At 61.0% G+C, this 11,918-nt stretch carries 8 protein-coding genes; 3 read left to right on the forward strand and 5 right to left on the reverse strand.

Annotated elements, in window-relative coordinates; all coding sequences use genetic code 11:
• Positions 1-11: 11 nt before the first annotated feature.
• Positions 12-1,682, reverse strand: a complete 1,671-nt coding sequence (locus tag ONB52_12615) for a M20/M25/M40 family metallo-hydrolase (GenBank protein MDZ7416981.1) — start codon at positions 1,680-1,682, stop codon at positions 12-14.
• Between the two features lie 4 nt (positions 1,683-1,686).
• Positions 1,687-2,037: a hypothetical protein gene (locus tag ONB52_12620; GenBank protein ID MDZ7416982.1), complete on the reverse strand. Its 351-nt coding sequence runs from the start codon at positions 2,035-2,037 to the stop codon at positions 1,687-1,689.
• A 492-nt stretch (positions 2,038-2,529) separates the two neighbouring features.
• Between ONB52_12620 and ONB52_12625 the strand changes: the two genes are divergently transcribed.
• A complete protein-coding gene (locus tag ONB52_12625) occupies positions 2,530-4,131 on the forward strand; it encodes an outer membrane protein assembly factor (GenBank protein MDZ7416983.1) in 1,602 nt (533 codons plus the stop codon).
• Between the two features lie 168 nt (positions 4,132-4,299).
• On the opposite strand, the gene ONB52_12630 is transcribed toward ONB52_12625, so the two are convergent.
• A complete protein-coding gene (locus ONB52_12630) occupies positions 4,300-5,646 on the reverse strand; it encodes a VanZ family protein (GenBank protein MDZ7416984.1) in 1,347 nt (448 codons plus the stop codon).
• Positions 5,647-5,796: 150 nt separating this feature from the next.
• On the opposite strand from ONB52_12630, the gene ONB52_12635 reads away from it, so the two are divergent.
• Entirely contained in the window at positions 5,797-6,564 is a 768-nt protein-coding gene (locus ONB52_12635; GenBank protein ID MDZ7416985.1) for an enoyl-CoA hydratase/isomerase family protein, read from the forward strand.
• Between the two features lie 98 nt (positions 6,565-6,662).
• On the opposite strand, the gene ONB52_12640 is transcribed toward ONB52_12635, so the two are convergent.
• On the reverse strand, positions 6,663-7,952 hold the full coding sequence (locus tag ONB52_12640; GenBank protein MDZ7416986.1) for a tetratricopeptide repeat protein: 1,290 nt from the start codon (positions 7,950-7,952) through the stop codon (positions 6,663-6,665).
• A 539-nt stretch (positions 7,953-8,491) separates the two neighbouring features.
• Here ONB52_12640 and ONB52_12645 point away from each other — a divergent pair.
• Positions 8,492-9,370 (forward strand): hypothetical protein, encoded by an 879-nt coding sequence (locus tag ONB52_12645; protein MDZ7416987.1) that lies wholly within the window; start codon positions 8,492-8,494, stop codon positions 9,368-9,370.
• Positions 9,371-9,556: 186 nt separating this feature from the next.
• Here the strand turns inward: ONB52_12645 and ONB52_12650 are convergent, their stop codons facing one another.
• Complete coding sequence (locus ONB52_12650; protein ID MDZ7416988.1) at positions 9,557-11,905, reverse strand: CehA/McbA family metallohydrolase; 2,349 nt, start codon at positions 11,903-11,905, stop codon at positions 9,557-9,559.
• Positions 11,906-11,918: the final 13 nt, after the last annotated feature.

An 11,918-nucleotide genomic window follows, 5' to 3' on the forward strand; every position in this document is an offset into this window, starting at 1 on the left:
GTTGTTGTCACTCAACGTTTCTCCGCGAGCGACTGCAGCCGGGCGTTGCGGTAGGGCGTGCCTTTCTTCCACTCCGGTGCGGTTTGCAAATTGGCGAGCAGATGGCAGAAGGCAAAGAGAATGCGCGTGTGCTGTTCCATGGCCGCGCGATTGATCGCCTGCCGAAGATCATCACAAGGCGAATGGTAGATGTGCCGGCCCCAATCGATCATGCGCTGCAGGCCGGCAGCCGGCGGGGTGTTGTGATATTGCATGCCCTCCATGATCAAGAGCGCGGGAATGCCGCCGCGCGCAAAGGCCACCTGGTCAGAACAGCCGAAGGCGGCAATATCCGCGAAAGGGGAGGGAATCGGCGAGACTTTGAGATGCAGGGCTCCGGCAAGCTGGTGCAACAATTCGCCGAGCGTGGAAAGCTCGGCCCCCACGCCCACAATGTCCGCGAAGGTATCGAACATCGCCAGACCGTCGACGTTGAGATTGGCAATCGTGCGGTAAAGCGGCTTCACCGGGTGATCGACGTAATAGGTCGAGCCGAGCAGGCCCTTTTCCTCGCCGGTCACCAGCACGAAAAGCAGCGACCGCCGCGGTTTCTCCTTCAAACCGGCGAAGGCCCGTGCGATTTCCAGCACCGCCGCCACGCCGGCCGCGTTGTCGAACACGCCGTTGTAAATGGAATCGCCGGCCACCGCCGGCCCCATGCCCAGGTGATCATAATGCGCGGAGACCAGCACGTATGTGTCGCGCAATTCGGGATCGCTGCCAGGCAGCAGGGCGATAACATTGGCCGCGAGAAAATCACGCTGTTGAAAACTGCCGCGAAAGGAGGCGGTCACCGGCAGAGTGAAGCTGTGCACCGCATTGACACGCTCCCTCGCCAGGACTTCTGCCAGGGAGAAGGCTGCACCATCGAACAGCCGGCCGGCCACTGCGGGGTTCATCACCACGCTGAGGTTGCCGGCGGCCGAATAGAACAGGCGGACATCTTCGAAGGCGAATTGATCCAGCCAATATTGCCAGTCACGGCCGGCGGGATGGCGCGGCGAGGGAATCATGATGCTGCCCACGGCACCGCGGCTGAGCGCGACTTTTTGCTTGACCTCAGGCAGGGCGTGCACGGTCTCCTGCTCGCCCTCGAAATAGGTAAAATCATTGGCGTAGGGCTCGCCGGAGAGGAACACCACGATCTTGCCCACCACATTCAGGGCCTGGTAATCGTTGTAGTCATATTCCGGGGCAATGATGCCATAACCGACGAACACCAGCGGCACGGGTTTGGGGATGAACGTCTGCGCGCCGGTGTTGTAGAGCAGGTAATCCGCGCCCAATACCAAATCCACCGGCCCGTTTTTGGTCATGAGTTGCAATTTCGAGTCGGGCAGCGGCTTGCTGGCGTGCATGGGGATCTGCTGGAAGTAGGTATTGTCGTCACCTGCCGGCAGCAGTCCAAAACTGCGGAACTGCTGCGCCAGATAAGCCGCGGCTTTCTCACCCCCGCGCGTGCCGGTGCCACGGCCTTCGAGCGAGTCGCTCCCGAGCACGGCGAGATGGTGATACAGGCGCTCGCCGGTGATGGTGGCGGATACTGCCACGGCCTCCTGGAGTGTGGCGGGTTGTGCGGCGGCCGGCAGCAGGCCGGACAGCCAGTTCATTCCCAAAAACAACAACGGCATGGTTCGTCGCATGCAGTCATTTGCCTTTCAGACAGCGTGCCAGCACTGCTGGCACTTCTTCCGTGGCGCAAAAAATTGCTTTGGGGAACCTGGCTTTGGCCACTTTCACTTTGTCGGGTTGGCCGCCGGCAAAAATGATGGGAATATGCTGCCGCTTTTTGGCTTCCCAAAACCACTCCGCAACCGCCCGGCCGTGCGAAGGCAGGCGATCGAGCGAGATGACGAGAGCCTCGGGCAGCGCTTCGCCAAAGGTGACCGACTTTTCCTGGCTCCAATGCACGCTTAATTGGTAACCGGCCGCCAGCAATGGCGCCACGCGCTCGCGTGCCTCGGCTTCATGCCAGTGCAGATAAAATATCTTTGCCATACCGGCTCCAGGTGAGTTTGCCTGCAATTCCTCAGGAACGTGTGGAGTAGCCCGGCTGCAGAGAAGAGGCCTGCGCGACGGCGCCACAGGTAACTGAGACATTACATTTGCCTGTGGAAAAGCATCCAGATTGATGGCACAATCTAAGCAGTGGGCGGGCAAGAAAGCAATGTCTTCTTTGCCCTGCTGCGAATCGTCGCCCCGGGCGCCGGCTAGAAATTTTCAGAAAAGACGAGCTGCTTCCCGGCGGCTGCCTGTGGCACTCTGCCACAATTTTGCGAAGATGTGTAGGACAGACACTCATCGGGCCGTTTGGCTTCAAAGGCGCCTGCCAAATACAGCGCTCCCAGCTCTGCATACAATCTCATAAACGACAACAGCTTGGGCGGAAGTGTTTGCTGCCGGGCTGCTTGGCACGCCGGTTGAATCTGTCGATGCGAACGATTTTGCCCAATCATCCTGACTGTTTCTTTTCTCGAGGGAGGTCAAGATATGATGGAGACAGCTACCCCACGTAACCTGGCCAAACAGCTTCTCTTCCTCCTGCTGATGGTTTTGGGCTTGCTCATCATCCTCGGGCTGCTTCTTGCGCCACAAGCCGGCGCAGCGGAACACCGGGCGCAGCCTGACACCACGGTCTTTGCGGTGGGCGACACCAGCACCTGTGATGAACACCTGGTGCAACAGGCCATGCGCGACTATCTGCCGGGCCGAGAAGCGGAAGCGATACGGCGTTTCGGTGATTTCGAACTTGCGGCAACCGACAGTCTCACCGGCGATGTGGTGGTGGCCGGCGGAGACGTGGTGATTGCCGGCAAATTGCAGGGGACGTTGTTGGTGGTCTGTGGCAACATCACTCTGACTTCAACTGCCCAGGTCACCGGCGACGTCGTGGCCGTGGCAGGCCGGGTGAAGCGCTTTGCGGGCAGCCGCATCGACGGCGATCAGATCGAAGCTTCACCACCGGCGCAGCGCGAGAGCAAGCGCGAAAGGTTGCGCGAATGGAACCGTCGCCACCGCCGCTTCACCACCTCCGTTGACATGGAATTGCGCTACACGCGCGTCGATGGCCTTTATCTCGGCGGTTTGCTGCCGCGCAAGTATTACGGCGCGGCCAACGTCGGCATGTTCGGCTCCGCCGGCTATGGCTTCAAGGCCAGACGCTGGCAATATCAGGCCGGCCTCGAGTTGTATTATGGCCGTGACTTTCGCTCCATTCTGGGCGGCGAGGTTCATGATCGCACCGACAGTGAAGATGAGTGGATCATTCCCGCTGAGGAGAACACCCTCGCCGCCCTGCTGATCAAAGAGGATTTTCGCGATTACTATCGCCGCCGCGGCTTCAACCTGTACGCCCGCCAGCATTTCGGCGAAGATATCAAACTCACTGCCGGCTATCGCCGCGATGATTTGCTCCCTCTGGAGAATCGCGCGGTGTGGTCATTGTTCGGCGGCGACAAGCGATTCCGTCCGAATCCCGCCATCGTCCCGGGCAGGCTGGTAAGTTATTTCTCCGAGTTCAACTGGGATGGCCGGGATCATCAGCGCGCGCCGCGGCGTGGCTGGTTCGTGCAGTTGATGACAGAATTCAGCCGCCCCAGCCTCGACAGTGACTATGATTTTGACCGGGTGATCCTCGACCTCCGGAGCTACCTCCCGACCGCTTACGGCAGAAATCTCGATCTGCGGCTGCGCGCCGGCTCCAGTCGCGGTGAGTTGCCGGCGCAGTTTCTTTTTGACCTCGGCGGACTTTCCAGCCTGCCGGGCTATCGTTTCAAGGAGTTCACCGGCAACCGCATGCTGCTGGCGAATCTCGAATACCGCATGAATGCCGGCCGCAGCCGGCTGCATGACCTGCCGATCGTGAGCGAATTGAACTTGATTCTGTTCGTCGATTCCGGCATGACCTGGTTTGCGGGGAGCGGCTCCTCTCTTGCCGATGCCTTTGATGACCTCACCTGGAACCGGCTCAAAACCGATGTGGGCGTGGCCATCACCGACAACGACGGCCGGGTGCGCTTGCATTTCGCCAAGCGCACGGACCGTGGTTATGATGATCTGGTCGTCACATTTCGATTGAATCGCAACTTCTGAAGCCGGCGTGCCTGCAGCCGGCGGCAGCAACGGGGATCCGGAAACTTTTCTCCCGCGCGTTTTGCGCTCCCGCCCCAAAATATGCAGTGGTATGCGGGGGAGTCTTTTCTCCCCTCCTGCTCGTATTCCGGGACAACGCCGCCGATTATTTGCGGATGAGGCGCTGCCTCAGGGTGTGCCGGGCGCCGGGCAAGAGTCTTTTGTTGCGGCCGCAGGCCGGCGCGACGTTTCTCGTTCCCACCAGTTTTCCAGCAGAATGCCCACGGCTGCGCCTGCCATCAGGGCGATCACCGCCGGCAGGCCCGCATGGCCCCCCATCACCAAATGCCGCAGGAGTTGCAGCCCCAGCCCCAGCGCCGCACCGAGCAGGACGCCGTTCACGAGGCGGCGCGCAAGAGAAATTTTCCAACGCTCACGCGCCTGCCGTGACAGCCAAAAGGCAATGGGAAAAGAAGTCAGGAGGAGTTTGATGAACAGGCGCAGCGGTTGTGCGTCAGGCCGGAAGAGATGGTGCGGATGAACCGAGGCCACCAGCTCTGTCAGCAGCCCGGTCGTCGTGCCATTGTGCGTGAGGGCCGGCTCGCTGTAATCCGGCCGGCCAAGCACGATAAGAAAGAAGATAACGTACCACCATCGCAGGCGGTGGACGGCCGCAGTGGTGTGCGGCGGTGCCGTGCGAAAGATCCGGCTGCCGAGCAGCATGCCCAGGACAAAGGCCAGATCCGGCAGAAGGTCGGGAGGATTGGTTTTCGCCAGCAGGGCAAAACTGTTGAGCAGCAACAGCAAACCGGCCGTGATGAGAGCTATCGCCCACTTGCTTCGGGGATTTGCCGGCCAGTACCAACACACGCACCAGTGCAGCATGCCGCCCAGCACGATTCCAAAAAGGAGATTCTCGGCCCCCGCCAGCGGCCAGTACTCGCGCAGGTCGAGCGTGCGCCAGGTTTCCTGCAGGCGGGCGAGGTGCCGCACGGAATGCAGCCAATGCAGCCCGTTGTTCCAAACGTTGTCGAGACGCGGCGTAAAGTTGAACGGTGCGAGACGCCAGAGCATGAAACTCAGGCCCAGTGCGAGACCCGCCAGCACACCAGGCCGGCGCCGGAGATAACGCCAGGCGGATTGCAGCGAGGCGGCGAATGGCGCATAAAAACGCAGCGCCAGCGCCGCGCCCAAAGCCGCACCGTACGTGTTATTCATGACATCGTTCACCGAGGTGAAGCGGTCGCTGAGCAAGAGCTGCGTGCTTTCGATCGTGAAGCTCACCAGCGCACAGGCCAGAACGGTGGCCGCCAGGCGCGGCCGGCGGGTCGAAGCCATGCGCCAGCCGTGCCAACAGAAGCCGAGCGGCAGAAACAGAAGCAGATTGCCGAGCGTGTCCGTGCCGGACATGCGCCGGCCCTGGGCATTGTGAAAGGGCACCAATTCGGCGCGTGCCCAGCGCCGGGCCACGCCCGGCCGCGAGACATCAAGGTGAAAGGGAACCGCGGTGAGATAGCACACCATCAGCGCGACCACTGCCAAAAGCCGGCGCGCGCTTCGGGGGGAAATCTGCCGGGTTGCGCGTTGGGATTGCCCCTTGACAATTGTGTGAAATTTTCCGTTCGTATGCGCCCTAGTCTTCAATGAAAGCGGCCCTGCCGGTGACAACAATAAATGGAGTCGAACATGGATGCCTATACTTTGGAGCAACGCGATGGCATTGGAATCCTACGGCTGCAGGCCGGCGGTGCCAACGCGTTGAATGAGCGTGTGCTGCAGGCGTTGAAAACCGGCCTGCGCCAGGCCGAGAAGCTCAAACTCAACGGCCTGGTGCTCACCGGCTACGAACGTTTTTTCTGTGCCGGGCTGGATTTGATTGCCACCTATGAGCTGAACCGCAAACAGATGAGCCGGTTTTTGGAGGATTTCGACGTGGCCTTCAAGCATCTGTTCAGCTTTCCGCGGCCGGTGGTGGCCGCCATCAACGGCTCGGCCACGGCGGGCGGTTGCATCCTGGCGCTGGCCTGCGATTATCGCGTGATGGCGGCGGATGCCGGCGTCATCGGGCTGAACGAAATCCGGCTGGGGCTGCCGCTGCCGGCGGTGGCGCTGGAAATTGCGCGCTTCAGTTTGCCGCCGGAGAGGGCGACGTATGTGCTGTACAGCGGCAAACTGTTTTCCCCTCCGGAAGCCGTGTCGGCCGGCTTGCTGCATGAAGTGGCGCCAGCGGAGAATCTGCTCGCCACCGCGATCGCGCGATTGCATGAGTTTGCGGATCATCCCGGCGAAGCATGCGCGCCGGTCAAGACGGCCTTGCGCAGCACGGCCCTGGCTCAAATGACCAAAAATGCCGGCTCGATGCGCGAAGCCTTTTTGGATGCCTGGTTCAGTCATGCCGCACGCAACGCGATTGACACGGTGCGCCGGCAGTTGCTTGACAAGAAGCGCAATTGAGGCGCACGGCATACAACACAAAACCCCATCCCCGCAGTGCCGGTGATGGGGTTTTGTTTTTGCTGGTGACGGGCCTGCCGCCGGATGACGTCCCGGCCTCAGTCGTTTTTCTCGAGTGCCTCTGCCTTGTCAAAGGCCTCTTTGGCCTTGTCGGTGGTGCCCGAGCGGGTGTAGGCGATGCCCAGGTTGGTCCACACTGCGGGTTGATTGCCGCCTTCGAGTTGAGTGGCGCGTTCGAGATAGGGCACCGCGCTCAGGGAGTTGTTCTTCTCCACCGTTTTCAGCGAGTCAATCACCGCCTGGTTGGGTTTCTTCCTCTTGCTGGCGGCCTCGTCCTGCAGCTCCCGCGCGCGTTTGTCCGCTTCCTCCGCGATTTTCAGATAGGCCACGCCGAGATAGAAATTGGCACCGAAATCATCATTCTGCAGTTCGACCAGCCGGCGAAATTGTTCGACGGCGTGGGAGTAATCATTGCGAGTCAGGAAGAGCTGGCCATAATTGTAAAGCAGGTCCTTGTTGTCGGGATCAGCGGCAAGCGCCTGATCATACATTTTGAAGGCTTCCTCCGCCCTGCCCATGATGTTGTAGGTGTCGGCCAGGCGCGCCAGGATTTTGGGGTTGCCCGGATGCTTCTGCAGGGCCTGCTCGAAGAGAGTGGCACTGCGCGCATGGTCATCGTGGGAGTTGAAATAATCGGCCAGCACCAGCGTGTGAATCAGCGAGTCCGGTTGGAGCCCGATGACGGTTTCCAGTGTGGTGACGACGCGGTGGCGCAGATCGGGCAGCGCCTCTTTGCTGCAGCAGCACAGCCTGGCGGGCTGGCCGGTGGCGCTGTCGAGGCACTTGAAAATTTGCGTATCCCAGGTGTAGCCGGGGGCGCTGCAATCGCTGCAGGGATCTTCCCTCCGAATGTCCTGCTCGACCAGTTGATAGGCGACGGAGAGATTGCGGTGGGCATCGACGTAGGCGGGATCGAGCTGGGTCGCGAGCAAGAAGCGCTCCGCTGCTGTGCTGTAGTCCTGCTGTTTGTAAGCTTCGACCCCTTCATTGTAGCTCTTGGCGGAGAAATGGCGGATCATGTCCTCCATTTGTTTCTTTTCTTTTTTCATCTTGTTCTTGGTGTCGAGCTTTTTGCCCTCCTCGAATTCCCGCGCCATGTCCAGCAGGCGGCCTTTCTCCGCATAGACCTGGCCGAGGAGAAAGTGTGTCTGGGGATCCGTCGCATTCTTCGCCAGCGCCTTCTGCAACCATTCAATCGCCTTGTCCCACTCCTTCTGTTGAATGTAAAGCTTGGCCGAGGTCTTTTCCATACTTTGGGCGAAAATCATGCCCGGTATGATCAACACCAAAGCACCCCATTTCATCAAACCACACCCGTTTTTTTTCATCCCACTCGCTCCTTCGGAAAATGGAAAATGATAATGCCCTGCATGTGTTGGTGGTGCGCAACATCGTTGCATGACGCGAAAAATATAGGCGACAATCCCTAGACATGCAAGCGGATTTTCCCGGCCGCGGGCCTGCCTGCGGCACGCAGGCTGTGGCTGACTCATGTACGGCGGCGGGCTTTTACCCTGTCCCGCCGCGAACAGCTTGCGGCGGGATTGCTCGAGCCGGGCGCCCTCTATCCCGCAGGGAGAAAACCACGCGCACAGCAGCCCCGAGGACTGCCCAAGTCGAATAAAACCCATGCATCCTTAATGATGCAACGCGCGGGTGGCGGAATGTTGTGGAGCTGCCGCGGATGAGTTGATTCTGTTCTCCCCGCCGCGCGGGCATGCTGCTTGCGAAAGGCGGGAGTGAACGCAGCGAAGTGTGATCCTTGCGAAAGTTTTCTGCTGCGAAACAGCGTGACCGGTCATTTTACACCGCGCGTGCAAGCATCAAAAACTCGATCTCTCACCAATTGGAATTCTCAGGAGAACGTATGGAAGCGAAGAAATTTTTGCGCCTGTTGTTCCCGGCGGTCGCGGCCCTGACATTGGCCGCCTGCTCGAATGAAGATCCCCTGTCATCCTCTGCCAGCCTGAGTGCCACCGAAGATGCGGCCGAATCGATTGCCAGCGCCCTGGGCGCGGACAATGGCGGTGCCACGGATCAGGTGAGTGATGTCATCGAACTGGCCGGCAGCAGCGGCCTGCAAAAGCCCGCCGAGGTTCTGCTCGGCAAATACAGCGTGCCGGGCGCGGTCGCCAGCGTCGATACGAGTTATGATCCGCTCACCGGCACGTGGACGCTGCATCTCGAACGCGAGCGCGGCAATCCCAACGGTGTGCCATATGCCGCCATCAGCCGCACCTACACCTATCAATTTCTCAACCCAAACGGCCAGCCGCAAAAGTATTGGAAGACCGGCGCCGACACGGCCCGTACCATCATCTTCAAAATCATCGAAGGCACGGGCACGCACCGCACCCGCCGGCTCTCGCAACAACTCACCGGCCTGACGGGCGAGTTTACCGCCACGGGTGTGAACACGCGGCTGGTGACGATCAACGGCACCTATTTCCGCTCGGCGGTTGACACGATTACGACGCGCAATGCGGTGCGCACGCTCGATCATGCCCTCCGCCTGACCTTCACCAATGTGCAGGGCCCGCGCGGCAGCCGCCTGGATCTCTCGCGCAAGATCAGCGGCACCGTGAGCGGCACCTATACCGCCAGGGTGACGTTCCAGCGCGGGGCGGGCTACCGCGAAACCACCATCAATCGCACGTTCACTGTCGTGCTCGGCAATGGCAGGGCCGACATCACGATCGGCGGGCAACGCTTCGCCGGTAATTTGACCAGCGGGGAATTGCAATGACTTTCAAGGCGGCGGTCCGGGCGAACACGCGGTTAGTGGGTTTCATGTCCGGGCCGCCGCTTTTATACCACCAAGGTCGTACGCCGGCCGCCGGCCTGCAGTGCATTTTCATCATCATAGTGGGTGTTTACGCCTTTATGCCACTTCCACTTATACTTACTCCTACTCCTACTCTTACTCCTACTCTTACTCCCCGCGAGTGATCCAAATCGGACTGGACCACGCCATTTCACCATCCTGCTGCACCACCCGCACATAGTACCAATGCGTGCCGATGGCCGCCTGCTCATCTTTGAATTCAAAACGCACCATATCCCCCACGCCAAAGTCACCGCCGTGCCGGTGAATCACCTGATTATCGCGCAGAAGATAGACGTAGCGAATTTTCGCGGTGCCGACGACACGCACAGCGAGGCGGGGCGGCCTTCCGGTTTCATATTCGCTGCCCTGGGCGTGGCCGTCGGCACTGAAATGCAGCAGAATACGCACACCGCTGGTGGCATAGACCCGCCGCGCCTGCAGGGCTTCGAGCAGAGATTGCCGCGTCAACCCGCCCTTGATCCACACGCCGGCCAGACCGTGCAGCCAGGGATCGCGCTTGCGGCCGATGCCGTGATGCCAGATCAGGCCGTGACCATCGGAGGCGCCCAGCACGCCGAAACGCAGGCCGCGCGCGAGACCGTCCTGCATGAACATGCCGGGAATGCCGCCGCGATGGGTGATGGGTTCATTGCCGGAATATTCGAAGGCGCCGTGCACCGACACGATCTCCACGAGCGCCTGCACCTGCGGGTCGTGCTGCGGCCAGTCGATGCCGGTCCAGCCGATGTGATGCGGCACCGCCAGCGCGCCGGCTTCACGCAATTGCGCAAACAGCCTGGTGGTGAGATTGGCACTGGAGTCTGCCAGGCTGAGGATGGGCTGCGCCTCGTCGCGGAAGTAAACGTTTTTGTGGCCGGGTCCGTTGGGCCAGCGAGCGGCAGTCCATTCATAGGCATGCAGCGTCACGAAATCCGGTGGCGTGTGGAAACCAGCGGTGATGCGGGCCATGTATTCCCATTCCGAGGGCAGAATGCGGTTGCGCACGAACCATTCATGATCAGTGAGTGCGGCGAAATCCCATTTGTAGAAATCGCGGCTGCGGGTGTAGCAGTCATCCACCGTGCCCATGCCATCGGAGAGGTTGGAGTGTTGATGCAAATCGCCGAACACCAACCTTTCGTCTGCCGGGGCATCGAGAAATGCGCGTGCTTCGCCGCTCATTTGCCACTTCCCGGCGGCAGCGGCGGCGACAGGCGAGGCAAGCACCGCCCGCTCCGGCGCGGGTTGCAACTTCGGCCGGGTTGCGGCTTCGGCAAGCGCGGGAAAGGCGCACAGCTCGATTAATGCCAGATCACGGCGCACCGTCCAAATGGTGCCGTCTTGCGCTTCGGCCGCGCGCACGAATTCCCCGCGGCCGCCCCAACCGGGCAGCGCAAAGTTGGTGCGGCGGCTCCAGCGATCACCGAGAAAAATTTGTGCACTGAACTCCTGACTGGGACGGCCGAACAGCCACAAAGCGCCGCGCCGGTTCGCCAGCAACTCGGGGGATTCCCAGCTTTGCAGCGTGCCGGTGGCGGTGAGATCGCGATCAGGCATGGCAGCCGCCGGGGCGCGCAGCGTCTTGCCGTCCCATTGCCGCAGCACCAGCCAGCGCGGAAGATCGGGTTGGCCGGCGTCATCGGCGTTGCTGTGCCAGGCGAGCCACAGACGATTGCCGGCATCCACACTCACCGCCGGGCATTGCTCCAGCGTGGCGGAATGGGTGAGATTCCAAACCTGTGAGGCGCGATCCAATCTTCTCAGAAAAATGTCGTAGTTGTAGTTGCCGAGATAGCCATCCCACGCGCACCAAATCTCGTTGTTGCGGCCTGCCGCCAGTGCCGGCCGCATTTGCCGGTGCGGCGCAACGAACACCGGTTGTGGCGGTGACCACCGGCCGTTTTCACGCACACTGAACATCACTTGTGCGGTATCATGCCGCATGCGTTCCCAGGCCAGCCACAAACGGCCGACAGGATCACAAACCATGTCATGCTGCCAGTTGGCGGAAGGTCCACCCGCAACGATTTCCTGCGGGCCGGCCCGGCCGTTGACGATGGGCGTCACGATGAGTGCGAGACCACCGGCCGCGGCGCGCGCCCAACTGACCCACAACGTGCCATCGGGGCCGGCTGCCAGACGCGGTTTGCAGGCGAGAGGGGCGCGATCCAGCACAAGGGAGTCGGCCCAGGCGCCGTGGCGATAGCTTCTCACCATGATTTGCTCCTCCTGATCCTGCATTTGTTGCCAGGCGATCCACAACGTGCCGGTGGCATCACAGACAAGATCGGGATACTCGGCGAGCGCATTGGTGGTAACCGGCACCCGCCGCGCCGGTTCCGGCCGGCGCAAAGGTCTTTCGAGAAAGTAGGTCGCAGTGAGCAACAGCAACGGGAAGAGGAAAAAGCGCGTGGGTGGCAACGTGAGAAGAGAGGCCGGGTGCTGTCTTGCCACGGACAACAGGGAA

The organism is candidate division KSB1 bacterium (assembly GCA_034506255.1).
GTDB lineage: Bacteria > Zhuqueibacterota > Zhuqueibacteria > Zhuqueibacterales > Zhuqueibacteraceae > Coneutiohabitans > Coneutiohabitans thermophilus.